The sequence below is a fragment of the Bacillus sp. 3255 genome (assembly GCF_031456485.1).
Taxonomy (GTDB): Bacteria; Bacillota; Bacilli; order Paenibacillales; family NBRC-103111; genus Paenibacillus_E.
The window spans coordinates 1-24,808 of the sequence record NZ_JAVDUS010000029.1; the positions used below are offsets into that span (position 1 = coordinate 1).

The following is a 24,808-nucleotide window of genomic DNA, read 5'->3' on the forward strand; positions in this document are numbered from 1 at the left end:
CGTTTGTCCCTTAAACCCCATAAAAAACACCCCTTAGAATTCATCGGATTAACCAGGGGGTTTTTCCAATGTCTATTCTAAGGGGTGCACATTATTCCGCCTCTAAAAAGACAGGGGGTCATTTTTTTTTTTTGAAAATCTATTATTCACCATCATTTCTTGTATTCATACGACAATTCCTACCAATGTGTTTCATTAAATTTACATTTAATCTTCTGTTCGCATTCTCCGTTCCCATAAAATTTCACTTGCATAACTATTACGTCCGCGGTGTATAATACTAAAACGAGAATGTATGTTCCCATTTTGAATGAATTGAGGTGTTCTATGGGGTTTACAACTAAAGAAGAACAAGATGACATTACAACATTTATCTTACTCCCAATGATTTTAGAGATGATCGATAGCTGGATGACTTTCCCTGAGAGTACACCGCTAAAACACTTGCATCCAGATCAGTTCCAGCAATTGCTTGATATGATTATGATTGATCACGTTGAATCTAAGAAGCGCCTCAAAGATGCTGATATTAAAGTTGTGAAGGCGTGGAAAGTAGGTTCGACACTTGACTATAAAATTTATGTTCGGCGATTTGAGGAGAACTTTGGCATTTGGAAAGGATATGCAAAAGCAGAGATGTCAGTACGGTTAGGAAAGTATGTAGCTCGACTGGACAAAAGTAAATTCAAGCCAATAGACACGTCCCCAACTGAGAAGAAAGAATTGAACGTCGATCATAAAATGTTTGTTAATTTTGAATAAATAGGGGCATTGCTGGTGAGTAAAAAATTAGAACACAACGGTCTTTGGGAATCGAGTCGGATGATGCTACCCCAACATAAAGAAGCTGCGATAATAAAACGTAAAGAAAGTCAACGTCTCCCGCGACCAATCCGCGACGACCAGGAGATACAGATCATATCTGCTACGCTGAGTCACTCGCATATGTACAGGGAACCAATCGTTCTTACCTTATACGATGAGTACGAGACGAAAAAATTAACTGGTATTGTGGCACGTAGCCAGCGTAATGAATTTAAATTTGATACTGAAGATCCATTCACTGGTGAAAAGAATTGGGATTGGATCAGATATCGAGATGTTCTAAAAGCCGAATTAAACAAAGAATGGACAGAGGATGAAATGATCGATCCATAAAGCTTTAAAATTTACGCTGCTGCCAGAGAGGACTGGCGGCTTTTTTTGCGTTTCACCAGAAGTCTGCCATTTCTACATCAAAACCATTTCTACGCAGCCCACTCACTACTTTTGTCTTAGTTGGGATATGTGGATTGTATTCTTCGTTATTACAAAGCTCAGTCATCGTGTTCTTATTAACTCCAGTTATTTTAATTAGCATTTGTTGCGTCAATCTTTCTTTATCCGCCCAACGCCCGAAACGAGTCCTTTTCTTCCCTATCGATCCATACATGAGTATCCACCCTTTCTAGCTTGTATAGCATTTAGAGTGGACAATCTATGAAAAAAATATTCGTCTACTTTCAAAAACATTGGAAACACGCCCAAGCTTAGGCCATATATCTATATTGTCAGACAACGAAGAGAGGATGATGGCGATGGCAAGAGTCGTGCAGCAAGAGAACAACTTTCTCAAGCAGGCAACGCGCATGGGGTTGGAGCAGATGTTGGCGGATGTGAATTTGCTTTTATCGATGGAGTTGACGGAAGGTCAGAAGATCACAAACGAGGAGATTAAAGCCCAAATTCTGAAGCACCTGGATGAACTGAAATGATGAAAGAAAAGCGATTTACGTTTCGTGTTAAAGGTTGGTTGCTCGAGAAGTTGTTGAAGGAAAAGAAACGTGATGTTTCAAAGATCGTTCGTGAAGCATTGATTGCGCATTACGGAGGCGAGTCAAAGTGATTATTCCACCACAAGTTTTATCTATCGTAGGGATAGCGATCATCGGCCATATCGGGAACAATTTTATTGTTAGCATGGGTGGCAAGAACTTCGCAATATTCTTCACAATCATTTTGGATGTGGCAGCTGCCGTAGTTAGTTTGAAATGGGTATGGGATAAGGTCGGAGAAATTGCCCACACATTCGGAGTGATGTTATGAAGATCACTCTAGTTCCTAAGGTGTGTTCGCAGCTTGTTGACCAATCGAATTGTGCAAAGGCGATTGATTTGTGCGGAGCTGACACGAATCCTGATTTATGCACCGCTAAATTAATTGGCAAAGCGTTTACTGATCCGGAACCATTCGTAGTTACAAAGGCGTTATACGGGTTTGGTCAATCTACTTATCACTTTACCATGCGACATGGCCACAATTACTTGCATTCCTTGGCAAAAGATCTGATTCAAAATATTGGTGGAGATGGTCAGATTGGCGTCGTGGGAAGATTTATCTCAGATGTGCTAGGGGTGCAATAAATGATTGGCCTGTTCACTGGCTTCTGTATCTTTGCCGGCAGCGTTCTAGCCTATGCTTCAATACCGACCAGCCCCAAAGAATGTGCACCATCTCGAAGTGCGAAGCTGATCAAAAGGGAGGATGGTAAGGATGTTTTTATTACCATTAGGCGCAGGAATGATGGCAGCATCAGCGGTTTTACTAACGAAATTTCGCTTAGACAAAATGAAAGAGGAATCGAATCATTATCATATCACCATAGAGGATGAACCGGATAACATAATCCCGTTCAATCGTTTATCTGAGAAGCAAGAGAGCAACAAAGAGCAATTTAAGAATATGCTTCGAACTGAGTTCGATATCGATTGGCCGCCGTCTGATAAGTTCAAAAAGTAGGTGTCAACATGAAGAATACTCTCGCATGGACAATTGCAGTAACCGGCATTACTGTAGAGATTTTCATAGCAACATTAGATTTTTGGTTTGACGTTCCTCATCTCATTTTTCATATTGGCGACGACATGCATTTTACTAGGAGGTAATGTTTATGAGTTCGGGTTGTAAAAATGCTTGCAAAAGCTTCTCGTTTTGATATATTCATTTGATCTATTTGCTAAATTTCCAAGCGCTAGGGAATCTGATGTTTCATTTAACTTCAACGATTGTTTATGCTGTTCTTCTATGAAAACTTGCGTATTTTACTGTTATATAGTCAAATTATATATTCATATAACAATCAAGGAGTGAAAAAGTGCATGAAAAGAAAATTAATTATCGCTACAACAGCCACAATGTTAATGCTAAGTGGATGCAAAAACGCCGCAGTATCAGCAGAAGCTAGTTCTATTGACAGTTCCACCCGACTTCCGAACTTCAGTGATATTTCTGAGCAATGGGCAAAAACTTCCATCGAGAAAGCAACAGTAAAAGGATATGTTGACGGATATGATGACTCAACTTTTCGTCCCGAGCAAAAAGTTAGTCGTGCCGAGTTTATTAAAATGATCGTTACAGCGACTAAATTAACCGTATCAGGTGAGGCTTCGGGATCTGAGTGGTTTAAACCTTACATTTCTGCTGCCATCAACGCTAACATTCTTCGCGAAAAGGATTTCGAAGATAATAATATGAATAAAGCTATCTCGCGTCTTGAAATGTCTAGGATTGCGCTTCGAGCATCCAATAAAACGCTGCAAAATAAGGCTATGCAAATGGATGATCGATCTATCATGTTCAATACAACAAAAAATGGTCTGATTCAAGGACTAGCCGGTGGAGAGTTGGGCTTAGATAAGTCAACAACTAGAGCACAATCTGTAACAATAATTGAAAGAGTTTTGACAGTTCAAGGTGGCGGTAAGCTAGAGGTTGATAAAGCAGCTCAAAGTTTCGCCGAAATTGAGCTTCGGGGAAATAATTTTGAAACGATGTGGGGAGTTAGAGTTAAAGAGTTTCCTTACACTCATCATTTAGGGGATGGTTTGGATCTAGTTATTAATAAAGCTGTTGTTATCGACCACACTGACTCTAATTCGGCTTACTATGAACTATTTAAATCCGGAAAGTTAGGGCTCGGTCAAAACACTTATTCAATTGCATATCAAATGACTATCAATAACTCAACAAAGAAAGATCACTACGCTATTTACCCAGTTCAGTTTATCTCTACCCTTGGGTATAGTCGCTCTTACACTCTAACAAATGATTTGAAAGTAGCATGGATGGATCAAATAGGGGAAACAACCGGATGGATTAGTTTTAACAAGAGTAAAGATGAAGTTGACAAACTATTAGCTTCCGGAAATATTCCTAGAATTGAATTGGATATTCAATCGCAGTTAATTGATTTTCTCAAAAAGGAGTGATTTGCTGATTGAAATGGGTATAGTGCAGAAGTTACTGTATCCTATAACCCTGCCCCATTGATCGATTATTTCGAGTGAGGTGGAATATGAAAATTGGTAAAACTGCTTTTGCTTTAGCTGCTGTCACGGTTTACATTGTTTGCCCAGCATACCGGTACTATATCATTGGGTCCTGGATCGGCTACAAGATCATGAACGATAAACCCCGTTTCCGTGTGGTGCCGAAAGGTTCGAAAACTTATAACCGATTGGTGGGGAAGCCGGCATGATCACTCTGTTCAAAGTCTTGTTTCTTCGCGAGCAGCACGAAGGAGTTACACACGGGAAATTGTCCAACGCTTATAAATGGCAATCATTCTTTAAGAATCGGTGAAAGTCCAAGCAACATTCACTGCTTGTTTACGGTGAATGTGAGGGGTGAATGGTACAGGGAGGTAATTCATTGTTTGTTCGGCTTAATTTTCGTGACTTTCACCCCTTAAAAATTTTTCGTATCCTTTCGTTTCGTTCCACTCAACTTCATTCATTCGCGCTTATCGCGCTCACTGGAGGTGCGCCGCCATCATGGCAGATCCATTCTGGCAAGATCAACAAGGATCAACTCCTAATTCGAATTGGTTTAAAGAGCACCCTAAAACCACGCTCGTACTTCTCTTATCCGCAGCTTTAGTCCTCGTTCTCGTAAGCGTATGAACTATGCACAACGCATTCTTCGAATACTCAATAAGCCATTGCTAAAAGACATCAAGGAAGGACAAAAGGGTTGGACGTATTACAAGCATAGAAGGGTCATATGCGGGTGGGAAATCGGATTCCATGTACCACCAAACTCGTCCTATGAAGAGGCTGAGAAGTACCTTCCTGCACTTATAGCGACGTGCGGGAAAGAGGTTGAGTTGATCAACTTCAAGGGTCTGCTCGTCTGCAGAATCATCGAGAGAGATTGGCCGTTTCCTTTGCGTTATAAGAAGGAGCATTTGAAGCAGAACCAATTGCTTATTGGCTACGATCGGTTAATGCAACCTGTTTACCATCCGCTTAATGTTCATATCCTGGAGGGCGGTGCGTCCGGTGCAGGAAAGACGGATTGGCAGAGATGGATTGCATATCAGCTTCTTTTGCAAGGTTACGAAGTATATATCTGCGACATGAAAGGATATTCCTTCTCACCTTTTGAGGGGCTTGTAACGGTTGCGGATGACCTTATATCCAGTAGGAAAATACTTGTGGGATTGGTTAAGGAGCTCGAGAGGAGAAAGGCAGTAATTCAGTCGAGGGAGTTCGGGAATCGGGAAGAGACTATTGCTACTTTCAAACCGATTGTTGTGCTCATTGATGAGGCTGCCGATCTCTCTCCATCTCAATACGCCGCGAAAACTCTGGATAAGGAATTGGCATTTGATTGTGATTATGCAATTGGATTCATCGGTCGAAAAGGACGTGAACCTAAAGTGTTTTGCATTTACGGAACACAGCGGCCGGATGCCCGAGTGATCAATAAGCAATTCAAAGATAACGTTGAAGCTTCCATTGCATTCCGGACTAAGGATCACTTTGGGTCCCAAATAATAATCGATCGTCCTGGCGCAGAAAGAATTAATCCTAAAGATAAAGGGCGCTGCATCTATTCCCACGGGGAAGATATTTTAGTTCAGACTCCATATATTGGCGGCGATAGAGAGTGGGAGAAGTTGTTGGCGCCACTCAAGAAAGGAATGATCATCGAGAATGGCAACTCTAAGCGCACCAACAAAGAAAGAAATTATACTGAAGGCTCTTTCACAAGTTCCAATAGCTCGCACGGATCAGATAGCAAAACTATTCAACTCAAACTCCAGCCCGCTAAAGAAAGCTTCTCAGCACCTTCAGGATCTGCTTCAGGAAAAACTAATCGAGTGGGAGTGGCACAGGCGAGCAAAAATATGGCGCCTAACACGCAAGGGCCTGCTGATGATGAATGGATCTAGGCTGCCATGTGAGCACGTTGAGCACGCTTTAGAAGTGGGAGAGATATATTTCACCTTGCAGCCGTTTCAATGGCTCTATGAATACAAGCAGGAGTTTAACTTTGCTGGCAGATCCTTAGTATGGAATCCAGATGTGGTATTTGCTTTCGCTACTCCGGAAGGGAAGAAGAAGCTTGCATGTGCGGAAGTGCAGAGGACGCCACTAAGTGTGAAGCAATGGCAGAGTAAGTTTTCAATCTACAACTCTTTTTTTGAGGATGCTTACAGGTCCGCAGAGTTTCAGAGTTGGAGATCCGGAGCAACCTCCAGCGCAATCATGCCGCACTTCTATGTGATCTCATCTCAGAAGAATTGTGAGGGTTTGAGTGTTCCTAATCGAGAGTTGAGAATAATTTCTTGTCCCAGTGAGATTCGATGAAAGGACTAATACAAGAAGAAACTTGTGGACCATTCGTAATAGGCTGTTTTATACTTAGGTAAAATTATACAATCATTCTAGGGACGCGAGGTGGCTCATTAAATGTTTGGTCGTAAGCAAGATACGCCAATTAACAATCCTAAACCTGTACCGGTTTATACTGTCCATTCGTTGCCACAAGCTTTTGAACCTATGCAGATGGTGTGGGCCAAAGAGTCTGGAGGTCTCGAGATACCTTTTGATGATTTAGTGAAGTCACTTGGGGAAGCAGGTGCTTCAGTCGGAGCTGACGCTGTTATTGGAGCGACATTCGAACGAAACGCGGTAAGTAAATTTGTATATATGACAGGTACTGCAATTCGCTATAAATAATAAAAAGCCCGGGGCCCAATGCCCTAGGCTTTTTTCCTTCAACTACCATTAGCGAGGAGGAACTCTAAGGTGTACGATTATTATGGGTGATGAAGAAAATGTTTATTCCTCCAATGCTTCTCCAATATGCCAAAAACAATGAACCGTTTGAAAGTAGCTCCACTTTCGCTGAGTTGAAGTGGGACGGCATTCGATTAATCGTTTCGAATATGGAAGAGCTCAACTTATATACTAAAAATACAAATGCAACTGCGAAATACCCTGAGCTGCACAATCCGCCAATTCCAAAGGGCACAATACTCGATGGTGAGATAGTAGTCCTTGATGAACACGGCCGTGCAGACTTTGAATCAACGAACTCGGGATTCAGGTCCAGCAAGAAGCGCAAACCCGTTGTATTTATGGCTTTCGATATCTTGTACCACCGCGGCATAGATGTGACTGGACTGCCGCTAGTGCAGCGTAAGAAACTGCTTGAAGAGATACTTCAGGAGACAGACCATTATAGAATTGTTCGACCGATAAAAGGAAGTGCTAAAGACTTCTTTAAGATCGTATGCCAGCATGGGCTCGAAGGTATTGTGATTAAGAAGAAAGACTCGAGATATGAAAAGGGAATCCGCTCTTGGTCGTGGCAAAAGGTAATCAATTATCAGAATGCCGAGGTCTACATAACTGGGTACAGCAAGAAGGAATACTCTTGGTTGCTTGGATACCCAGAGGGAGATCGCATCCGCCCGATCGGTACGATGGAGCTTGGAATCACTCAATCTGCTCGTGAATCCATGTGGCCGGTGTTTCAGTCGTTTAAGAGTGGCGAGAGCAAGGAACATGTTTTTGTGAAGCCTGTTGTTCGCTGCAAAGTGAAGTATCGGGATTGGTATAAATCCGGAGTGATGCGGTTGCCGGTATTTGAGGAATTTATTATTTAAAGCCTAAAGGATTTTTCTTTTAGGTTTTTTTGTTTGTCCGTTACATATTTTGTTGTTTTTTGTTGACAACTCTATTTATAAGGATGTATTATTTTCAATAGTCACACAATTTCTGTGACTACATTTTTGATTAATACTGTTGATAAGGAGGACAAACAATGAAAATAAAATTTAAGTGTAGATAATAACTTTTATTATTATTTAGAATTTATTGATTTTAAAGAGTAGGTATATCAGGAAAAAATTAGAGCACACATTGAGCAGTAATAGAAGTATTACTTCGTGTCTCGCCGCCCATGTCATGGGGGATGATTTGAACGGGAATTCTTCTACTACATAATTACATGCATTAACAGACCTATTTATCACTAACAGACCTTTTTATTTAGGAACTACTTTTTTGTTACATGGGACGTCAAAACGTGAATTGACGTATTTTTAACTAAAATTTTTTATGGACGGTATAAATTAAATGATTATTATAAGACAAAGTTGACGTTAAATTCAGTAGCATGATAATTATTTGATTGATTTTTAGTTCTTTTATAACTACGATCAATTCGGAAAATTAAACTACTATTTATTCAAATTTCTAAGAAACACGATAGATTATCTTCGTAAAAATTAATGTCGACCGATCAGCAGTGAGGAACATGTGCAATGTGTAAGTCACCTGTCCCCCATTCGCAAAAAAATTATCAGTAGATCGAGAATATTGATAATTGTAGGTCGAAGTTGATTCAGACTTCTGAGCAAAAATAAATTGACGGGCATACTGCGAGACTCTGTATGCGCCGAATGAAATTTTCTAAACCATTTGATATTGGCATAAGTGCGTTCATTTTTGTACTTACAATATTAAATTGATTTAGTGCGCTCGAATTCTGGAAATGAAGATATACTTTTCTGTTTCTCAGTAATTTGAATGCATAGTAGTTTTTATTTTTTTCCTGGAGGTGAAGATTCGTAGGTGGTTTCTAATTAAGGAGCAAGTTGATTTAATTTAAGGTAGTCCGTAATCATACATAATTATAGGTGAGAGGAATGGTTGGCTTTGGAAAAAACAGTAGATTGGAAAAAGGTACACGATTTGAAACATACTACAGCTGCTATCTGGAGAAACCTCGATATCGCATGTAGTTTAGAGGGTGAGGGACATATGAATCGGGCAATCGAATTAGTTGATTCGGCATTGGAAATGTATGAAAACCTTGCAGGTGTCTTTGCAAATGATATCCGGCAGGCTTAGAGTCCCGTCCCGACTGTAATCTAACGAAAATAATAAAACCTACTTCTCGGTGATCTTCCGACCATGAAGTAGGTTGTTTTGTCAATCTATAATGACATTTCATGGTGCACCTTAGACTTGCTAGTTTAGTTATTATAGAGCTAGAGATGTGAATTGCTGCATTCCTTTGTTCGTGCAATTATCTCCTTAAGAAGCTGATACTCTTAGACCCTTTGAGGCGAGTTTATGTATATCTCGAACAATTTTGTTAAGTCTACTTAACTCTTTGCGAGAGACTTTTTTCTCAATCCCCCGACTTGTTGAATTATGATGTGCAATAAGCAAGTGCATAGCTTCGACTTGCTTGCCTATATCCATCGCAGTGTTTAGGATAATTTGATATCCCTCCAAATCAAGGTATAAACCGCATGTGTCTGTTCCTAGGTAATAATAATCAAGATTTATCCCTTGATTCTCGGCCAACTCAAAAGGGCAATACACGCCTATTTCTTGATATAAGTCCTGTATTTTTCGTTCCAAAATAGTTCATCTCCTTTGGTGGCTTAATAAGAAATCTTTAAATAAATCATTTGCTATTAAAAGGAGCTTTAATTTTCCAACGACTCACCGTCCTATGTTGTGAATCCTCTTGTCGAACTTATGTTCTTATTATACTGATGTTGTTGCTCTTTCTCCGGCCAAAATTTGCCCTAAAGAAGTATTACTTTTTGTTCCTCTTCGCATTCCTATCTCTTAGAAATTCGAGAAATTCCACAGCAGAATTCAAGTCCTCTTCTGACATACCTTCTTGCAACATTTCCGTAACCCTAAAAATTACTTGTTTTGATTCATTCGGCAATTCTTCTTTGTTTTCAAATATCTGGTGAGGGTCCTCTGTTCGTCCCAGGAGATAATCCACGGATACTCTAAAAACATCAGCAATCTTGATTAATGTCTCTGCATTAGGCATTGTACGGCCGATCTCGTAGCTGGATATATCTGTCCTCTTCTTGTCGATCATTTCAGCAAGATCCTCTTGCTTTAGGCTTCGTTTTTCCCTTAACGACCTGATTTTTTCCCCTAGAGTTAACATCGTAATCACTACCTTTCAGTAAATCATTATTTCAATATTTGTGTTTAATAATCATGTGATTCAAAAACAATTGTATGAAAAACACAAAAATAAGTATTGTGTGTTTAAAACACTCGTGATATTATTATTTTCACAAGGAGGTGATATCATGCTAAAGCAAAAAACCACCACAAAAAAAAGACGAGGCCCAAGCTCAATTATTCCAGAAGATGCTAAGCGTAGGTTGTTTAAGGAGTGTCGGAACAATGTCGGCTCATGCAGAGAGGTTGGTTTAATATTTGGGGTCACGGAACATTCTGTAAGAGGTACAGAGGATGGTCAAACAACTCCTAATTTATTAAATGCCTTCATGTACTCGTTATTTTTTAAGAAGCCACTAGAAGAATTATTCCCTGACGTGTTCGCTATTGCAGTAGAGAACATGTCGCACAAGTTACAGGCTTTAGAGAAGTAAATAGTTGTTGTTTGTTATGTTTTTCGCTAATCTCATTATATTATGTGTTTTTAAAACACACAACAGGAACGTTCGTTCGAAATGTTCTTATTTAGTTATGCTTATCACGTGTTAATAACACGCATTCATTTGGATTTTGTGTGTTAAATAATCGTCGAGGGTGGGAAGGCAATTGAGACATCTTCAAACTCTAATTGAGGCAGTAAGGCACAAGACATGTCAACAACTCGGCACGGACCCAAAAGAAACCATCATCCGAGTATTTACGGAATTAGTTCAAAATACTGATCCTAAAACCCTTGAATTCGTATATTGCAACCTGGTACTGCTTAAATCATTTATGCAGGATGGTGATCTACATGAGGATCAAAATTAATGGTGAAGACATTGAACCAGGCGCCCGCGTCACATTCGAATCCTCCGAATACAACGACGATCAGGCATGGGTGATAATCCTTGCTGGAGCTGCAGCAATCATTTGCATACTCAAGGATTGGAGGTGGTGAGCATGATAGCTATCCATGAAGTCCACCGGAGACTGGCGAGAGTAACTGAAATGACTCTTCAAAAAGATGGCAGCTTAGTAATGGATCAGGCCGAGATGAAGCTGCTCGTAAGTCTTTTAAAAGAAAATTTAATGCTTATTTGCAAGTTGGATGGACTCAAGGATCTGGCTTTCCACGCATACGAAATGGGCGATATGGAGTGGCACGCTGAAATCTGTTTGAAACTCGATGAGCTTGAGGCTCAGATGATCTGAAAGGAGATATGAACATTCATGACAGAAGAGCAAGTTGAGCAAATTGTTCGCAAAGTACTGGTTGAGATCCTATCATCGAGTTTTGCTCCAGCGACTTATGCAAACGATACGGGTCAAGAGGCCATCACTACGATTAAATCAACCGGCAATCTCAGTAAGGACATAACTCTTAAGCTTAATGAGCTAGGCATGCTTCCACACCTTACCGGATACGGATTTTTACGTGAAGCTATCTTGATGGTTTGTGAAGGTGACGAACCGGTTCTCGGGAGAATGGGCTTTCTCAATAGTGCGATTGCGAGCAAATACAACTCATCACCATCAAGAGTTGAAAGGGCAATGCGTAATGCAATTGAGGTTTGGTACGACAAAAATCGAAATAAAACAGATCTGTTTAAAGAGAAACCAACAAACGGACTTTTTGTCGCAACGGTATCGAATCTTATCAAATTGAAATTGGGTGAATAAGCCTATGACAGTTGAACAAATAGAACGGATGGTGGAAGTCCAAATTTGTGACGTCGCTGAAATGCAGCTCATATATGAAGCTGCAGCTCGTGGGAAAAACGCTGCTGAAGCTTGCGAAGAAGTCTTAGGTGGGCATTTCAGTCTTAGCCCGCATGCGGCTTCTGGAATCGAAGTTGGTAGCAATATTATTAAGCTCATCTTACAATCATCCAAATCCGTTGATCATCTCTGTCTGCTCCATAAATATCTAAACAGCGGTTGTGTTCTTGAAGCCGGCGAGGATTGGCTACGAGGTGAGATTGCTTCACTGGAGAAAGACTTGGGCCTTGAACCGTTTGAACTTCTAGCACTAGATCGTTTTGATCAGCCCATGAGTTGGGAACGAAATGGTCGAGTTATTCACGAGGATGAAATGGCTGATTACAAAGAGCAGGAAGTCGAGTTGATGATCGAACAGATAGGCAGGATTAGCGGCTTTACAAATGATCCCGAAATTGAAGAAGATACTGGAGGTAATGCAAATGTACGATCATGATGAATGGTGCCCGCCAGTCGATGAAATGGATGATTTCAGCTACAAAATGAAAGAGCTTATCGCCGCGGAAGTTGAGCACCGCATTGGTGAGGTTGTAGATGGTCTCGCAAGATCGAAACGCTTGAATAAGGAGCTCTACAAAGCAAATCAAGACCTCAAAAATAAGTTGTACGTAACCGGGCACGCAAAGGATAACATGATGCGTGAAGCAATGACAGCAGCACGCCGAGAGGTATTCGGCGGGGTTTACCCGGGAGATATTTGTTACCACCCTCGACATGTAGGGATAAAAATACCGTGTGAAACGTGCAACGACAAAGGAAAAGTGTCCGCTTTAGTCGGAGATACAACATTAGAAATACAATGCCCGAAGTGTGGCGGGTATAACTCAAAAAGGATATACCGCTATAAACCTTCCGACCCCAAGAGGTTGGACACAATTACACTTGAGTTCGGCAGGCATGGGGCAAGGCATCATAAGTATTATTTTGATAACTCTGACAGCAGCTCGGAGCATGTTTTTAGAACCGTCGAAGAGTGTCAAGCATGGTGTGACAAAAAGAACGCTGAAATCGAAACGCGGGAGGCGAAGAAGTAATGCAAATTAAATTCATCTCACTCCACCTTATCAGCTACACCGGACACGACGAAATCACAGTTAATTACGGCGATGTCACCAAGCTCACTGGAAAAAATGGCGAAGGTAAATCCTCAATCGGCGGTGCTCCTGTTTGGATCTGCTGGGGCTGCGACTTAACTGGTGGTAAGTTCGACCCTACTCCTACAGACCGTCCATATGAGCGTGTATACGCCTCTCTGACACTTTCTGTTAATGGGACTGAACAAACATTAACCCGTGAGATTATCGGCGGTACAAATAAGTTCTATGTGAATCAAGTTCCAATGAAAGCTAAGGAATTCGAAGCTCACGTGGCGGATTTATTCAGCAAAGAGCAATTCCTAGCGCTATACAGTCCGGGATTCTTCTTCACCCAGCACTGGCAGAAGCAACGGGAACAGGTCATGCAGCATGTATCGGCACCGACTAATAAAGAAGTGTTTCAAGCAATGTCTCGCACATCACCGGATCAAAAGGTAAAGGATATTGTTCACAACCCGCATGCTGCCCGACTTGAAGAAGAGCTCAAAAAACACTCAGTTGCGGACCTTGAGAAGAAGTATGCCGACCTTAAGAAGAAGAACGATAAGCTACATATTCAGTCACAAGGAAGCGTCAAAACACTCTCAGATCAGCTTAAAGCGCTGGGACCAGCAGCGGAAATTGACCGAGAATCATTGCAAACTGAAGGCGAAGAGCTTGATAAAAAGATTCAGTCTTATGAGGCGGATAAGGCAAAAGCTACTCAGTGGGAGAATCAGCGGAGCCGACTTCAAATGCAGATCGATCAACTATCTCAACGGATCCTTGATGGCAAGTCTGAGCATGCCAGAACAAAAGGAACTGAGATCAGCACAACATGCAGCTCATGTGGCCAAGAGTTGACGGAAGAAGCTAGGGCGACATCGCTCGGAAATAAGAAGACTGTGGTGAACGGCATAGCCAAGCGAGTTAACGACATGCTCGAGCAGAAGAAGGAGCTTGTTGCTCAACTGGAAGCATTGCCGCAAATGGAAGGCCCGAACTACTCCGTGGCAGACTTGATCAGCCGTATTGGTGAAATTAACTCTATCCTACAGGCAGACATCACACGGTCAAAAGCGACTGCTGAGTTGGAGAAAGCGAAACAGAATGAGGTTGATTACCTCAATGCCAAGAACGACTCAATCTTTGTGCTTGATGCAATCAAAGCATTTAAGGCCAAGGAAGCTGAACTCCAGGTAAGCAAGGTGCAAGAGCTCTTCACTACACTGTCGGTCCGGTTGTTCGATTATGTCGCTTCCACTGGTGATTATAAGCCTGCTTTCGTCATCCAGATGGATGGTAAGGACTATCCGACCTTATCCGCGGGTGAGAAGATCGGCGCCGGCTTGGAATTATCGGATGTCCTTTACAAGCAAAGCGAGTTGATTGTTCCAACGTTCGTGGATGGGATTGAATCCTACACTGGCAAAGTCGCGGTGTATGGGCAGCTTATCACAGGCCGGGCGGTACCGGATCAGGAATTGAAAATTGAAACGGAGGATGTTGTATGACTAAGAAATGGAGTCATCCAGTCGATGTTAACGGATTAAGCATTGCATTTGGTGGAGATATGAGTAAGTTGCTACCAGCAATGTCCGATATACCCAAGGAATTCAAAGAAGGTCGTACGAAGTGGAATGATTTAGTTGGAACATGGTTTTATCGGGGTTTGAAGAACACACAATTCAAGCCTAAGGATGGAATAGATAAAAACAAAGCTTTGCGCCATGTAAAAGCAATTATGGGATCTTGGGAACCGAAGCACGAACATAAAGAAGCCGGCTGCGCTTATCTTCTAAGTGAATTCTTTGAAGATGTGACGTATGAGCCTGCTAAGTAAAGGAGCTACAAATGACAATTCTAACTTTCATCATCCTAGCCCTTGCTGTCTTCCGGATCACTCATTTCATCGTTTATGACAAAATCTTCGAACCAGTAAGGAATAACTTTGTAACACGGGACTTCATTGATTATCAGTTTACTTACACTCTTCAAGGTGGTTCTGTAAGACGTTTCATCGGTAGTGTTATGAATTGCTACTGGTGCGCAGGAATATGGGTTTCAGCGGTCCTCATTGGCTCCTATCTCATTGCACCGACCATAACCTTCTATGTAGGTCTGATCTTCGCTCTATCGTCCATACAAGCCATTTTAGAGACGGGTGTACTTAAGTTGGTGGGCATGCCGCTTGATATGGTTGAAGTAAAGGCAGAGATCGAGGAGGATCCACTAAGTGCAGCAAGAGGAATTAAGAACGCACTCTTCCTTAGTCTCATTTTTTACTTGGTTGTGACGTTCATCGCATTAATCGTGATAGGTCTCCTTAGGTGACTTCCATGAAGAACCAGTTGGCAAATCTGTCGCTGAAAGTTTTCGTGTTATATGTTCACCGTGAGTATAGCACACATGAAATTGCGAAGATTTTGGGTGTTAGTCAAAGGACAGTCTCAGGTCACCTGAAGAAAATCGAATTAACGAGCAAGTCATTAAAGATATTGATTCAAAAACAAAAAAAGTTGAATTTACTTAACGCTCAGACTAAGCAGCAAGAACTTAAATTAGGGAGGATTTAACATATGTCAACTCAAGTGCAAGTAATTGGAGATTTCACGCAAGCGGAACTGGATACGATCAAAAATACGATCGCTAAGGGCACGACGGATGCTCAATTCAATCTCTTCGCTCGAACAGCAGCCGCAGCTGGACTTAACCCGTTCCTCAATCAGATTCACTGCATTGTTTACCAAAGTGAGAAGTACGGACCGCAAATGTCCATCCAAATTTCCGTTGAGGGCATTGTCGCACTCGGGAAACGTCATCCTCAGTACAAAGGCTTCATTGCTTCGGAAGTGAAAGAAAACGACGACTTTGAGATCGACATGGTTACTGGGGAGCCTAAGCATCGCATTATTTCCATGACGCGTGGAAAGACTGTAGGAGCTTATTGTGTTGCGTATCGTGAAGGTGCTCCGAATATCGCGGTAATCATTACGAACGATCAAGTGGATCACCTTACTAAGGGTAGGAATAAGGAGATGTGGACCAGTTATTTCGATGACATGATTGTAAAGCATGCAATAAAGCGGGCTTTTAAACGGCAGTATGGTGTTGAAATCAGTGAGGATGAATATGCCACACAGAACAACCTGGATTCGAGCCAATCTCAAGAAACTCCGCAACGTAGAGACATCACAAGTGAAGCGACTCACACCAACACTCCGCCTGCTACAGTAATTGAAGAACCAAAAGTAGATCCAGTCAAGCAAGCGATGATAGATATTAACGACCGGTTCAATCAGTTGGGGATTACAGATAAAGTAGCAAGAAATCAGTACCTGAAAGATAACAAAATCACTTTCAAGGATCCGAAGGTACCGACTCTTGTTGAGTTGCAAGGCGCAATCTTGATGCTTGATCAAAAGATCGCAGATAGTGAAGAACCGATCAACATGGAGGAGTAGCATATGGAAAACATCCAGATAAATGCTGCCGCTGTGCTCAAGGCTTATCAAGAAACAGGACTCATTCCATTAAGACTAGATTGGATTGAAAAAGATAACGGCGGTAAGAGATGTGCATGTGGACTTTCGGCGCTATACATCGGTTGCAGCTCAGATCATGATGAGGCATATGACTTTCTATTTAAAACGATCAGAGATTTGGAAGATGTTATGGAAGAGAAGTTCGGTATAAGTAATGATTTTATCTTAGGATTTATTAATGGTTTTGATGGAGGGGTAATAAATCCTAGGTGGACTCAAGAGAAGAATGATGCATTCAAAATAGGTCAGGAAGCTTGGCAAGCTGTTTACCATCTAGCAGTTGGTGAGAGTGAGGGCGAACTGGAGTGAAAGTTACAATCATCGCCTCCGGATCCAAAGGTAACTGCATTCACCTTCAGAGCGGTTGCACGAGCATCTTAATCGATGCCGGCATTGCTAAGACAAAGATTGAGCAGCGGCTGATTGATAATGGAATTATACCTGGGGAACTAACAGGAATATTTATCACCCATGCTCATGGTGACCACATTAAAGGCTTGCCGCTTGCGAATAAATACCGTATCCCTGTTTTTGCTGGCGAGCAGGAGTGGAAAGACATTGTGACTGTTGACGAGGATTTGATGAATGAAGTCGACGATAGAGGTGTTCTGATTGGTGGTTCCTGTGGAGATGATGGATGGTTTGAAGTCGATGCATTCAAGACACACCATGATGCCTACAACCCACTAGGGTATGCGATCAAGGGATCGTGTGGTGAGAAGGTTAGCGTCTGCTTGGACACCGGTAAAGTAGATAATGACATGTTAGAAGCAATGGCCGACTCAGACATCTATATTATCGAGAGCAATCACGACCCAATCCTTGTCGAGAATTCTAATTATCCAATTAGCACCCAAACCCGGATCCTTTCCGATCTCGGTCATCTCAGCAATCAGCAGGCAGCAGAGGCGCTTAGCAAGCTGGTCAAAGGCAAAGGCGAGAAGATTTACCTTACCCACTTATCCAGCAGCAACAATACATCAATGCATGCCCGGGCGGAAGTTATGAGGGCCCTCAGGGAAAAGGGATTAAAGGAAGGACATCATTATTTCTTGGAGGTGGTCAGCGAATGAAGGTATCCGACAATTATTTAGAAGGATTAAAAACTGTGCTCAGGATGGGAAATCGGTCATTTGAAAGAAAAACAGTGATTAGGTTGATCGAGCATATCGAGGAAGTTGAAGCAGAGAAAGTAGCACTGCTACAGCATATTGAGTGCGAGGTCGACCGTCAAAAGCTTGTAACGCTGCCGCTTCATGTGGCAGAAGCGATTGAGTTTTTTAGAGCAGCTGGGGTAAACGATACAACCATTTTAGGGATTATGTATGGAGTCTATTTTGAAAATGACGGGACCCATGCGAGCACATTGTTCAACTATCGCGAGAGCGGAGGCGGCATAAATATTGCCAATGCTTTAGTTAATGATTACAAGGTTGAGACGCTCGAGGACAGGATAAAGGCGGCAGTACTAAATTACGTTGAGGAACAAAGTGAAGAGAATGTCGGGTACATTATCGCCAACGATTCCGAAGAGTTCTCACAGCAGATTACGGAAATCGTGACCAAAATCATTCGCGAGGACCAAGAAGCAATTCAGTGAGAAGGTGAGGAGCCTTGTCAAAGCTTGAAGAAAAGTACACCAGGATAGCAAATAACATCCTTGAAGCCATGATGAAGAACAAATTCTCTCCCTCTCAATTTCGGATCATTCATGCAGTATGGCGGTACACTTATGGTTTTCAGAGGAAAGATCATGAATTCGCCGTTTCTTTCTTGGCCGAGGCAACAGAAATCGATGAGCGCAAAGTGAAAGCAGAACTAAAAAGTTTAATTGATAATAAGGTGCTTATTGTGACCCGGCCGCAAACAAATAAATTTCCAAGAAAGATTGGCTTTAATAAACATACCGAAGAATGGAAACTTCCTGAAAGGAGTGTGGTTGAGGTGACGAAAACGACCCCTCAACAAAATTCTTGGGGTGACGATTTTATCACCTCTGGAGGTGACGAAAACAACACCTCTGGAGGTGACGATTTCGTCACCCAAGAAAAGAAAGGTTTAAAGAAAATCTCTAAAGAAAGTAAAACCTTAATATATGAGAAGGTTATAAACTATCTTAATGAGAAGACGGGTAAGAAGTACAGTCATAAATCCAAGGCAAATATCAGCTTGTTAAGCGGTCGTCTGGAGGAAGGGAGAACCTTCGAAGACTTTATCCACGTCATCGACGTTAAGGTCAATCATTGGATTAACGACTCCAAGTGGAAAGAGTATCTTCGGCCATCGACTCTATTCAATGCTACCAACTTTGAAAATTATATGAACCAAACGATGGTCAATCCTTACAAACCTGATTCGAAGAATCAACATGAAATGGATATTTTAGAACAATTCTATAGGGAGGGCGAGGCGCTTGAAACAAACGGAAACGGCGAAGTTTCTGGCGGGAATAAAAACCTTCTTCCCTAATTTCGTGATTACTGCAGCAGTTACTCAAGGTTGGCACGTAATGCTTGAAGATATCAGCTATGAACAAGCCCAGGCAAACCTATTCCAACACATCAAGATAAACAGATTTCCACCAACCATTGCGGATATCCGCAGCGATGAGGATAAACCCATTGATAAAGAAATTGAATCCCGCAATCGTGAAATAGCTTTCTCTGAATGGGTCAGATTAGGAAATGAACCGGAGGAATTCGTTTATGATGATGGATCTCCAGACGTTAAACGACTTACAAGCTGAGCAATCAGTATTAGGCGCCATTCTCCTTGATTCAAGATGCTTGGAAGAGATCTCATTTCTAGAAGAACGAGACTTCTCACAACGTCATGAATTGATTTACAAAGTAATGAAATACCTCCATGAGCGCGATCTTCCGATTGATCTAATTACAGTGGTTGGGGAATTTGATAAATTCGGGCGTATTGTTGAAATTGGAGGAGTAGGTTATCTCTCAGACATGATGTCTGCAGTGCCGTCTACAGCAAATGTCAAATATTATGCCAGCATTGTTCGAACCAAGGCTTTAAAGCGTCGGATGTATGAAGCAGGCGAAGAAATGATGCAGGCGGCATTGAATGGCGAATTTGAAACGGATGATGAAATCCATGCAGCCGCAGAGGAAATTGCCGATAAAGTTCGACCGAAATCGGTGGCCCGCATGCGTAGTTTTGGGGAAAGCAAAAAAGATTATTATGAGCACTTAAAGACTAGGGCGCAGAAAATCCTCTCAGGCTTCAAACAGTTTGATGAGTGGTCACAATTATGGCGTGGGTGGCTATATATCATCGCTGGAAGGCCTAGCGTAGGTAAAACGGCGAAGGCTCTGCAATTGGTCTATGGTATCGCTCAGCAATCACGCTTGGAAAATGGTAAGTGGATTGCAGCTAAAGATGCTGGATGCGTAATGATTTACTCCCAGGAGATGGGCGAGAATGAAGTTAAAGATCGTATTGTCTCTAACGTGGCCGGCGTGAATTACAACAGATTGATAAATAAAGGTGGCGAAGAGGGCTTCACGGACAGAGAACACGAGAAGATAAATGAGGCATACGACCTACTTGAGACATTGCCTATATACATTCAAGATTCATCCGGAATAACAATCGAGGAAATTCGTTCTACCGCGAAGCAAATGTTAAAAAGACATGGCAAGATTGCTGCGATCATCGTGGATTACCTTCAAATCATGGAGATTACTCTCCGGAGGGGTGAAAAGCGTCATGAGGCAATTGGCCGGGTTACACGGACAGCAAAGAACATGGCCAGAAAGATGAATTTTGTGTTTATTATGTTGTCACAGCTGGACCGCGCTGTCGATGATGAAGAACCGAAATTAAAACATTTAAAAGAATCAGGCAGCATTGAGCAGGATGCGGATGTGGTCGAGTTCCTTTGGCACAACGGTGAGTATGATGGAAATGTAAAGATTGTCCAGTCAATCTTTGCTAAAGGCAGGAACGTTGGTCTAAACCGATTCCGGTACCGTTTCGAATGGTGGTTGCAACGCTATGTTGAGCTTGAGAAGGATAAGGAACCTCAGAAGAAAAAGGCAGCTGGTAAGAGATGAGTAAAATCACTGCTGCTAATTATGAATCAATGGTTGCATGGTTGATCGATAAGGTAGCCAAGGCAAATTATTTGGATACCGATGTAGAAACCAAGGGAAAACTTCAAAAGAATATCGACATCATGCGTAAAGAGTTGCAGATATACCTCTCGTCGGAGGTTTCTAAAGACGACGAAATATGGCGGAAGAAACGTATTGATAAGGCCGTCGAAATGGAACATCCATTAATCTCTCCACAGAAAAAATCGGAATTGATGATCGAGTATGACATCATTAACAGCGCAATCCTTGCTTATCAACGTTCTGAATATGTTAAGAATTACCCTGGAGTTCGGGCTATCTATGAGGAACTCGGATGGGTTGTGGCAGATGTAAAAAAAGAGCAAAGGGATACGTCTGCCCATGATGTGGAAATGAAACACCAGAAAACCGAGAAAAATGTTTTAGAAACACGGAGTGAGTCAGAAGTGGCAAAAGAGGAGAATCCAGAACCTCCTCCTCCAGACTGGCTATAGGAAAGGGTGATCATATGGCAAGAGTTCATATTGAGAAAGACATCTTCATGACAGTAGAGCAACACAACTGCTCCCTCGAAAAACGAACGATTGGTAAGAGTGGTGAATCGAAGGGGAAAGAGATGTTTACCCCCTTTGCTCACTATCCAACTATCAGCGGCGCTGCGAAAGGTCTGTTTCGGCTAAAACTTGCTGAATCAACAGCAAGCACGCTCAGTGAATTGCTTGCTGAAACTGAACGCATAGAGGCTGAGATCAAAGAACTGATTAAATTCTAGGAGGTGATTATATGATATCCATCACCATAACAATCAGCAATGTTGAAACTGGACAGGACGAAGAGAAGGCCCGGCGCAAAACACTTGAGGCCTTGGATACCTTGATAGATGAACTATGCAAGCCACCAGTTGATAAAGAGGCTGCACTGAAAGCATTCTTCGAAGCTGGGCAAGGGTTGGTCAGTATGGTTCGGGCAACTGGCAAGGAGACTCTTGTAGGTGAAGATGTGGGTTTATACGCAGAGGAGTTTGTTCGGCAAAACAATGAGCTTCACCTTGAAGCGATGCGTGCAGGACGGAGGTGGACGGTATAAACAATACTTTCATTGAACTATTCGCCGGTCTTGGCGGCATGGGCTACGGTCTCATAAAAGCGGGCATGGAATGCGTTGGTTTCGTGGAATGCGATGTTAAGTGTGAGAAATGCAAGACATTTACAAAACATGAACCATACAAGAAAAAAAAGTTTTATACGTTCTGCACCGTTTGTGGAAATCCCAAAAAACAAACTACGCACGAATGCTTCAAGATACTTCACGACCCAGAGGAAAGGATGTGGGCTAAGTTTGACATCACAACTGTTACAGATGACGATATTCGACTACTTAGAGAGCAACACAGGATCGACCTTATCAGCGGAGGATTTCCATGCCAAGCATTCAGTATTGCAGGAAAGCGCGAAGGATTCGCAGACGCAACACGAGGAACTCTTTTCTTCCAGATTGTCCGATTCGCTAACATACTCAAACCGCAGCACATACTCCTTGAAAATGTTAAGGGACTCCTTAATCACGACGGAGGAAGGACATACACAACAATTCTCTGTGCGCTGGATGAACTGGGGTATGACTGCGAATGGCAATTGCTCAACAGCAAAGATTTCGGGGTTCCCCAAAACCGGGAACGGGTGTTCATTGTCTGCCATCTTAGAGGAACAAGTAGACGAGAAATATTTCCTATCAGCGGAGAAAACAGCAAAACTCTTAGAGAACTTACCAAAGGTGAAGCCGATGCAAATCGAGTCTACGACGGAGAAGAAATTGCCCGAACATTAAAAGCCGAAGCTGGCGGCGGTGGTGCAAAAACAGGCTGGTACACCGTAAAAGAGCAGTTTGAACCAAAAATAAAAGTTGCAGGTAGCCTTGAATATTACGGGAATGACCAAATGAACCGCGTTTATGACGTTGAAGGATTAGCCCCAACGTTGACAACAAGACACACGGGAAACGAACCGAAAGTCCTCCTTGTTGGCAATACAAACCCGAGCGGAAACGGCATGAACGGCGCTGTATACGATTCACAAGGCTTAGCTCCGACATTAACTACCAATAAGGGTGAAGGGACAAAAATATTACAACGTAATTTTTCTAAGCAGTACAGCGTGTACGAAGATCAAACCGGAACTCTTCAAGCGTCGAGAGTTGATAAGGTTCCGATGGTACTTGAACCGATGCCATGCCTTACTCCTGACCAAGTGGAAAAAAGGCAAAACGGCAGAAGGTTCAAAGAACCAGGCGATCCAATGACGGCTCAGGATAAACACGGTGTAGCGATTATAGACACTCGGCAACACATTGATTCTCGTAGTGGAAAAGGGCCGAGAGTGTACAACAATGTGTGTCCGACGCTGAACGGAACGGATTACAAAGAGCCTAAAAAGATAACGGATGGATACAGAATCCGCAAACTTACACCTCTCGAATGTTTTCGCCTGCAATCTTACCCTGACGAGTGGTTTTACAAACTCAAAGAAGCAGGGATCAGTGACTCGCAACTTTATAAAATGGCGGGAAATGGAGTTACATCGAACGTAGCTTATGAGATTGGTAAAAGGTTAATTGGAGGTGATTGAGTATGCCTGACACACACTACCGAACTAAATGCCCGAAATGCTCTTATCCTAATATACTCAAAATTCCGGTTAAACAGCGTCGTAAAACTTTGGAGTTCGTCTGCAGCTTCTCCGACCCTAAAACAGGCAACTCCCTCTGCGGTGCTCATTACACGGTGCTTGTAGAAGAAACTGAAACCTTTGAGATGATCCAGCACAAAGTGAAGCCTTACATGAATAGCGCTGAGCGGGATGCCTTCATAGTCGCCCTAGCTCTAGCCAGTGAGTTCCCAGCTGCCATGTCAAAGATTCCGACAATGCCTCAGATGTCCACATATGCCTTTGAACAAGCGCGGGAATGGATTGCCTTCGGTGCTCATGAATGGGCTAAGGATAAGGATCTGAAGACAACAGCGACGTTATATCGGGAAAGTCAGATTTATAAATTTGGTTTAATGCATAAGCGAGAAGCGCAGGAAATCGTCCGGAAGAACGCAGCTGCAGATGCAAAGATGCGAAATGAAACGGTCCAGGAAGAAAGAGACATTGTTCTTAACTTGGCTCTAGCCACATTGCAATTCGCTTGCCGAGAGTGTGACGGATCACCGGAATTAAACGGTGGATGTCCGGTGAAGAGCGCTATGGATAAGCTGGCGATTCCGCCTTATGAAGCTGTTGAAGCTTGTCACTACGCTTATAGTGGACTGACAGATGAAGAGATAGCTGAACGGAAGGCGGTACAAGTTAAATGAAATGGGGAACCGCAAAGAATTATCAATTGGCCGAGATAGCTTACAACGATACAGGTTGCAGCTTGGAGCACAAGATGGCTGCCTTAGATGAAATAAGGCGGAGGAAGCAGGCTCGAGCAAATCATATAGCACAGCAAACGAAGTTACGGAGGAAACGGCATTGAGATTTGTAGGGATAGATCCGTCAACGAAAACGGGATTTGTCGAGTTGGACGATTCTGGAAATGTAATCCAGTGTAAAGAGATTCACCTGAAAAACGGTATCAGATCAACTGAAAGAGAAATCCAGGACTATGCAAGGAATATCGTCGCACTTATTCCTAAAGGTTCATTCGTTTGCATAGAAGATTTTTCTTTTGGTTCTCAGGGGCAGGCAGTGAGCACTCAATACGGCGTAGGATTTGCACTTAGATTCGCTCTAATAAATGCCGGCCTTGACTATAAGAAGCCGACTCCGAGCCAGTTGAAGAAGTTCGCTACTGGAAAGGGGAACACGAAGAAAGACGAGATGGTACTTCCAATCTATAGGGGCTGGGGATTCGAACACAGCAGCGACAACGTCCGAGATGCATTTGTTCTGGCTCAGATGGCAAAGGGCATTTATAACCATAATCCCTTTGAGTTTCACAACTATCAGCTTGAAGTGTTGCAGGCCATAGAGAATCCTGCAGTTAAGAAATTAAAGAAGAAGGCATAACCA

The 24,808-nt window shown here is 42.4% G+C and carries 37 protein-coding genes; 34 read left to right on the forward strand and 3 right to left on the reverse strand.

Going from position 1 to position 24,808, the window contains the following annotated elements; translation table 11 throughout:
• The first annotated feature begins 327 nt into the window (after nt 1–327).
• Both J2X61_RS32765 and J2X61_RS32770 read left to right on the forward strand, forming a co-directional pair.
• On the forward strand, nt 328–762 hold the full coding sequence (locus J2X61_RS32765; RefSeq protein WP_310194304.1) for a YhjD family protein: 435 nt from the start codon (nt 328–330) through the stop codon (nt 760–762).
• A gap of 15 nt (nt 763–777) precedes the next feature.
• A complete protein-coding gene (locus J2X61_RS32770) occupies nt 778–1,158 on the forward strand; it encodes a YolD-like family protein (protein WP_310194306.1) in 381 nt (126 codons plus the stop codon).
• A 52-nt stretch (nt 1,159–1,210) separates the two neighbouring features.
• Here the strand turns inward: J2X61_RS32770 and J2X61_RS32775 are convergent, their stop codons facing one another.
• Nucleotides 1,211–1,432 carry a transcriptional regulator gene (locus tag J2X61_RS32775; RefSeq protein ID WP_310194309.1) on the reverse strand — a complete coding sequence of 74 codons (222 nt, stop codon included), beginning with the start codon at nt 1,430–1,432 and terminating at the stop codon, nt 1,211–1,213.
• A 115-nt stretch (nt 1,433–1,547) separates the two neighbouring features.
• On the opposite strand from J2X61_RS32775, the gene J2X61_RS32780 reads away from it, so the two are divergent.
• The 10 genes from J2X61_RS32780 (at nt 1,548) to J2X61_RS32825 (ending at nt 9,185) form a co-directional block, all read left to right on the forward strand.
• Entirely contained in the window at nt 1,548–1,754 is a 207-nt protein-coding gene (locus tag J2X61_RS32780) for a hypothetical protein (RefSeq protein ID WP_310194311.1), read from the forward strand.
• The gene (locus J2X61_RS32785) at nt 1,751–1,885 is read left to right on the forward strand and encodes a hypothetical protein (RefSeq protein ID WP_310191289.1); all 135 of its coding nucleotides are present in this window, start codon (nt 1,751–1,753) and stop codon (nt 1,883–1,885) included. The genes J2X61_RS32780 and J2X61_RS32785 overlap by 4 nt, the downstream gene beginning before the upstream one ends.
• Entirely contained in the window at nt 1,882–2,085 is a 204-nt protein-coding gene (locus J2X61_RS32790) for a hypothetical protein (protein ID WP_310194314.1), read from the forward strand. Before J2X61_RS32785 ends, J2X61_RS32790 begins: the two co-directional genes overlap by 4 nt.
• A complete protein-coding gene (locus J2X61_RS32795) occupies nt 2,082–2,402 on the forward strand; it encodes a hypothetical protein (RefSeq protein WP_310194316.1) in 321 nt (106 codons plus the stop codon). Before J2X61_RS32790 ends, J2X61_RS32795 begins: the two co-directional genes overlap by 4 nt.
• Nucleotides 2,403–2,532: 130 nt before the next feature.
• The gene (locus tag J2X61_RS32800) at nt 2,533–2,778 is read left to right on the forward strand and encodes a hypothetical protein (RefSeq protein ID WP_310194318.1); all 246 of its coding nucleotides are present in this window, start codon (nt 2,533–2,535) and stop codon (nt 2,776–2,778) included.
• Between the two features lie 359 nt (nt 2,779–3,137).
• On the forward strand, nt 3,138–4,247 hold the full coding sequence (locus J2X61_RS32805; protein ID WP_310194320.1) for an S-layer homology domain-containing protein: 1,110 nt from the start codon (nt 3,138–3,140) through the stop codon (nt 4,245–4,247).
• Nucleotides 4,248–5,143: 896 nt separating this feature from the next.
• Nucleotides 5,144–6,214 carry a hypothetical protein gene (locus tag J2X61_RS32810; RefSeq protein ID WP_310194323.1) on the forward strand — a complete coding sequence of 357 codons (1,071 nt, stop codon included), beginning with the start codon at nt 5,144–5,146 and terminating at the stop codon, nt 6,212–6,214.
• 520 nt (nt 6,215–6,734) lie between these two features.
• Nucleotides 6,735–7,004, forward strand: a complete 270-nt coding sequence (locus tag J2X61_RS32815; RefSeq protein ID WP_310194326.1) for a hypothetical protein — start codon at nt 6,735–6,737, stop codon at nt 7,002–7,004.
• 89 nt (nt 7,005–7,093) lie between these two features.
• Complete coding sequence (locus J2X61_RS32820) at nt 7,094–7,936, forward strand: ATP-dependent DNA ligase (protein ID WP_310194329.1); 843 nt, start codon at nt 7,094–7,096, stop codon at nt 7,934–7,936.
• Nucleotides 7,937–8,990: 1,054 nt separating this feature from the next.
• A complete protein-coding gene (locus tag J2X61_RS32825) occupies nt 8,991–9,185 on the forward strand; it encodes a hypothetical protein (protein ID WP_310194332.1) in 195 nt (64 codons plus the stop codon).
• A 186-nt stretch (nt 9,186–9,371) separates the two neighbouring features.
• Here the strand turns inward: J2X61_RS32825 and J2X61_RS32830 are convergent, their stop codons facing one another.
• The gene (locus tag J2X61_RS32830) at nt 9,372–9,704 is read right to left on the reverse strand and encodes a hypothetical protein (RefSeq protein ID WP_310194334.1); all 333 of its coding nucleotides are present in this window, start codon (nt 9,702–9,704) and stop codon (nt 9,372–9,374) included.
• A gap of 181 nt (nt 9,705–9,885) precedes the next feature.
• Nucleotides 9,886–10,257, reverse strand: coding sequence for a helix-turn-helix domain-containing protein (locus J2X61_RS32835; RefSeq protein ID WP_310194482.1), 372 nt, complete (start codon nt 10,255–10,257; stop codon nt 9,886–9,888).
• A 148-nt stretch (nt 10,258–10,405) separates the two neighbouring features.
• Here J2X61_RS32835 and J2X61_RS32840 point away from each other — a divergent pair, with 148 nt between their 5' ends.
• From J2X61_RS32840 to J2X61_RS32940, 22 genes are all read left to right on the forward strand, one after another.
• Nucleotides 10,406–10,711: a hypothetical protein gene (locus tag J2X61_RS32840; protein ID WP_310194337.1), complete on the forward strand. Its 306-nt coding sequence runs from the start codon at nt 10,406–10,408 to the stop codon at nt 10,709–10,711.
• 508 nt (nt 10,712–11,219) lie between these two features.
• Nucleotides 11,220–11,471, forward strand: a complete 252-nt coding sequence (locus tag J2X61_RS32845) for a DUF7667 family protein (protein WP_310194340.1) — start codon at nt 11,220–11,222, stop codon at nt 11,469–11,471.
• Between the two features lie 18 nt (nt 11,472–11,489).
• Nucleotides 11,490–11,939, forward strand: a complete 450-nt coding sequence (locus tag J2X61_RS32850) for a sporulation initiation factor Spo0A C-terminal domain-containing protein (protein WP_310194342.1) — start codon at nt 11,490–11,492, stop codon at nt 11,937–11,939.
• A gap of 4 nt (nt 11,940–11,943) precedes the next feature.
• Nucleotides 11,944–12,474 (forward strand): hypothetical protein, encoded by a 531-nt coding sequence (locus J2X61_RS32855; RefSeq protein ID WP_310194344.1) that lies wholly within the window; start codon nt 11,944–11,946, stop codon nt 12,472–12,474.
• Complete coding sequence (locus J2X61_RS32860; RefSeq protein ID WP_310194345.1) at nt 12,461–13,072, forward strand: hypothetical protein; 612 nt, start codon at nt 12,461–12,463, stop codon at nt 13,070–13,072. Before J2X61_RS32855 ends, J2X61_RS32860 begins: the two co-directional genes overlap by 14 nt.
• Nucleotides 13,072–14,628, forward strand: a complete 1,557-nt coding sequence (locus J2X61_RS32865; protein WP_310194347.1) for an ATPase — start codon at nt 13,072–13,074, stop codon at nt 14,626–14,628. Before J2X61_RS32860 ends, J2X61_RS32865 begins: the two co-directional genes overlap by 1 nt.
• The gene (locus J2X61_RS32870; RefSeq protein ID WP_310194349.1) at nt 14,625–14,957 is read left to right on the forward strand and encodes a hypothetical protein; all 333 of its coding nucleotides are present in this window, start codon (nt 14,625–14,627) and stop codon (nt 14,955–14,957) included. Before J2X61_RS32865 ends, J2X61_RS32870 begins: the two co-directional genes overlap by 4 nt.
• An 11-nt stretch (nt 14,958–14,968) precedes the next feature.
• Nucleotides 14,969–15,448 (forward strand): DUF1360 domain-containing protein, encoded by a 480-nt coding sequence (locus J2X61_RS32875; RefSeq protein WP_310194353.1) that lies wholly within the window; start codon nt 14,969–14,971, stop codon nt 15,446–15,448.
• 5 nt (nt 15,449–15,453) lie between these two features.
• A complete protein-coding gene (locus J2X61_RS36540; RefSeq protein ID WP_396135531.1) occupies nt 15,454–15,690 on the forward strand; it encodes a helix-turn-helix transcriptional regulator in 237 nt (78 codons plus the stop codon).
• Nucleotides 15,691–15,693: 3 nt separating this feature from the next.
• Nucleotides 15,694–16,578 carry a RecT family recombinase gene (locus tag J2X61_RS32880; protein ID WP_310194355.1) on the forward strand — a complete coding sequence of 295 codons (885 nt, stop codon included), beginning with the start codon at nt 15,694–15,696 and terminating at the stop codon, nt 16,576–16,578.
• Nucleotides 16,579–16,581: 3 nt separating this feature from the next.
• Complete coding sequence (locus J2X61_RS32885) at nt 16,582–16,968, forward strand: hypothetical protein (protein WP_310194356.1); 387 nt, start codon at nt 16,582–16,584, stop codon at nt 16,966–16,968.
• Nucleotides 16,965–17,732, forward strand: a complete 768-nt coding sequence (locus tag J2X61_RS32890) for an MBL fold metallo-hydrolase (protein WP_310194358.1) — start codon at nt 16,965–16,967, stop codon at nt 17,730–17,732. Before J2X61_RS32885 ends, J2X61_RS32890 begins: the two co-directional genes overlap by 4 nt.
• On the forward strand, nt 17,729–18,259 hold the full coding sequence (locus J2X61_RS32895; RefSeq protein ID WP_310194360.1) for a hypothetical protein: 531 nt from the start codon (nt 17,729–17,731) through the stop codon (nt 18,257–18,259). Before J2X61_RS32890 ends, J2X61_RS32895 begins: the two co-directional genes overlap by 4 nt.
• A 14-nt stretch (nt 18,260–18,273) precedes the next feature.
• Nucleotides 18,274–19,128 carry a conserved phage C-terminal domain-containing protein gene (locus J2X61_RS32900; protein WP_310194362.1) on the forward strand — a complete coding sequence of 285 codons (855 nt, stop codon included), beginning with the start codon at nt 18,274–18,276 and terminating at the stop codon, nt 19,126–19,128.
• Nucleotides 19,073–19,405: a replicative helicase loader/inhibitor gene (locus tag J2X61_RS32905; RefSeq protein WP_310194364.1), complete on the forward strand. Its 333-nt coding sequence runs from the start codon at nt 19,073–19,075 to the stop codon at nt 19,403–19,405. Before J2X61_RS32900 ends, J2X61_RS32905 begins: the two co-directional genes overlap by 56 nt.
• On the forward strand, nt 19,365–20,732 hold the full coding sequence (locus tag J2X61_RS32910) for a replicative DNA helicase (protein ID WP_310194366.1): 1,368 nt from the start codon (nt 19,365–19,367) through the stop codon (nt 20,730–20,732). Before J2X61_RS32905 ends, J2X61_RS32910 begins: the two co-directional genes overlap by 41 nt.
• The gene (locus J2X61_RS32915; RefSeq protein WP_310194368.1) at nt 20,729–21,247 is read left to right on the forward strand and encodes a hypothetical protein; all 519 of its coding nucleotides are present in this window, start codon (nt 20,729–20,731) and stop codon (nt 21,245–21,247) included. Before J2X61_RS32910 ends, J2X61_RS32915 begins: the two co-directional genes overlap by 4 nt.
• Before the next feature lie 14 nt (nt 21,248–21,261).
• A complete protein-coding gene (locus J2X61_RS32920) occupies nt 21,262–21,525 on the forward strand; it encodes a hypothetical protein (protein WP_310194369.1) in 264 nt (87 codons plus the stop codon).
• 11 nt (nt 21,526–21,536) lie between these two features.
• Nucleotides 21,537–21,839, forward strand: coding sequence for a hypothetical protein (locus J2X61_RS32925; RefSeq protein WP_310194372.1), 303 nt, complete (start codon nt 21,537–21,539; stop codon nt 21,837–21,839).
• Nucleotides 21,827–23,377, forward strand: a complete 1,551-nt coding sequence (gene dcm / locus J2X61_RS32930; RefSeq protein WP_310194375.1) for a DNA (cytosine-5-)-methyltransferase — start codon at nt 21,827–21,829, stop codon at nt 23,375–23,377. The genes J2X61_RS32925 and dcm overlap by 13 nt, the downstream gene beginning before the upstream one ends.
• 2 nt (nt 23,378–23,379) lie before the next feature.
• The gene (locus J2X61_RS32935) at nt 23,380–24,108 is read left to right on the forward strand and encodes a hypothetical protein (protein ID WP_310194377.1); all 729 of its coding nucleotides are present in this window, start codon (nt 23,380–23,382) and stop codon (nt 24,106–24,108) included.
• A 160-nt stretch (nt 24,109–24,268) separates the two neighbouring features.
• Nucleotides 24,269–24,805, forward strand: coding sequence for a hypothetical protein (locus J2X61_RS32940; protein ID WP_310194378.1), 537 nt, complete (start codon nt 24,269–24,271; stop codon nt 24,803–24,805).
• Nucleotides 24,806–24,808 lie beyond the last annotated feature (3 nt).

Excerpts from the sequence above, each read along its gene's own strand:
- J2X61_RS32765 (WP_310194304.1), top strand. The coding sequence starts at position 328 with ATGGGGTTTACAACTAAAGAAGAACAAGATGACATTACAACATTTATC.
- J2X61_RS32840 (WP_310194337.1), top strand. The coding sequence starts at position 10,406 with ATGCTAAAGCAAAAAACCACCACAAAAAAAAGACGAGGCCCAAGCTCA.
- J2X61_RS32915 (WP_310194368.1), top strand. The coding sequence starts at position 20,729 with ATGAGTAAAATCACTGCTGCTAATTATGAATCAATGGTTGCATGGTTG.
- J2X61_RS32795 (WP_310194316.1), top strand. The coding sequence starts at position 2,082 with ATGAAGATCACTCTAGTTCCTAAGGTGTGTTCGCAGCTTGTTGACCAA.
- J2X61_RS32870 (WP_310194349.1), top strand. The coding sequence starts at position 14,625 with ATGACTAAGAAATGGAGTCATCCAGTCGATGTTAACGGATTAAGCATT.
- J2X61_RS32880 (WP_310194355.1), top strand. The coding sequence starts at position 15,694 with ATGTCAACTCAAGTGCAAGTAATTGGAGATTTCACGCAAGCGGAACTG.
- J2X61_RS32885 (WP_310194356.1), top strand. The coding sequence starts at position 16,582 with ATGGAAAACATCCAGATAAATGCTGCCGCTGTGCTCAAGGCTTATCAA.
- J2X61_RS32805 (WP_310194320.1), top strand. The coding sequence starts at position 3,138 with ATGAAAAGAAAATTAATTATCGCTACAACAGCCACAATGTTAATGCTA.
- J2X61_RS32920 (WP_310194369.1), top strand. The coding sequence starts at position 21,262 with ATGGCAAGAGTTCATATTGAGAAAGACATCTTCATGACAGTAGAGCAA.
- J2X61_RS32865 (WP_310194347.1), top strand. The coding sequence starts at position 13,072 with ATGCAAATTAAATTCATCTCACTCCACCTTATCAGCTACACCGGACAC.
- J2X61_RS32835 (WP_310194482.1), bottom strand. The coding sequence starts at position 10,257 with ATGTTAACTCTAGGGGAAAAAATCAGGTCGTTAAGGGAAAAACGAAGC.
- J2X61_RS32820 (WP_310194329.1), top strand. The coding sequence starts at position 7,094 with ATGAAGAAAATGTTTATTCCTCCAATGCTTCTCCAATATGCCAAAAAC.
- J2X61_RS32925 (WP_310194372.1), top strand. The coding sequence starts at position 21,537 with ATGATATCCATCACCATAACAATCAGCAATGTTGAAACTGGACAGGAC.
- J2X61_RS36540 (WP_396135531.1), top strand. The coding sequence starts at position 15,454 with ATGAAGAACCAGTTGGCAAATCTGTCGCTGAAAGTTTTCGTGTTATAT.
- J2X61_RS32875 (WP_310194353.1), top strand. The coding sequence starts at position 14,969 with ATGACAATTCTAACTTTCATCATCCTAGCCCTTGCTGTCTTCCGGATC.
- J2X61_RS32775 (WP_310194309.1), bottom strand. The coding sequence starts at position 1,432 with ATGTATGGATCGATAGGGAAGAAAAGGACTCGTTTCGGGCGTTGGGCG.
- J2X61_RS32855 (WP_310194344.1), top strand. The coding sequence starts at position 11,944 with ATGACAGTTGAACAAATAGAACGGATGGTGGAAGTCCAAATTTGTGAC.
- J2X61_RS32850 (WP_310194342.1), top strand. The coding sequence starts at position 11,490 with ATGACAGAAGAGCAAGTTGAGCAAATTGTTCGCAAAGTACTGGTTGAG.
- J2X61_RS32910 (WP_310194366.1), top strand. The coding sequence starts at position 19,365 with ATGATGATGGATCTCCAGACGTTAAACGACTTACAAGCTGAGCAATCA.
- J2X61_RS32860 (WP_310194345.1), top strand. The coding sequence starts at position 12,461 with ATGTACGATCATGATGAATGGTGCCCGCCAGTCGATGAAATGGATGAT.
- J2X61_RS32800 (WP_310194318.1), top strand. The coding sequence starts at position 2,533 with ATGTTTTTATTACCATTAGGCGCAGGAATGATGGCAGCATCAGCGGTT.
- J2X61_RS32815 (WP_310194326.1), top strand. The coding sequence starts at position 6,735 with ATGTTTGGTCGTAAGCAAGATACGCCAATTAACAATCCTAAACCTGTA.
- J2X61_RS32895 (WP_310194360.1), top strand. The coding sequence starts at position 17,729 with ATGAAGGTATCCGACAATTATTTAGAAGGATTAAAAACTGTGCTCAGG.
- J2X61_RS32785 (WP_310191289.1), top strand. The coding sequence starts at position 1,751 with ATGATGAAAGAAAAGCGATTTACGTTTCGTGTTAAAGGTTGGTTGCTC.
- J2X61_RS32845 (WP_310194340.1), top strand. The coding sequence starts at position 11,220 with ATGATAGCTATCCATGAAGTCCACCGGAGACTGGCGAGAGTAACTGAA.
- J2X61_RS32935 (WP_310194377.1), top strand. The coding sequence starts at position 23,380 with ATGCCTGACACACACTACCGAACTAAATGCCCGAAATGCTCTTATCCT.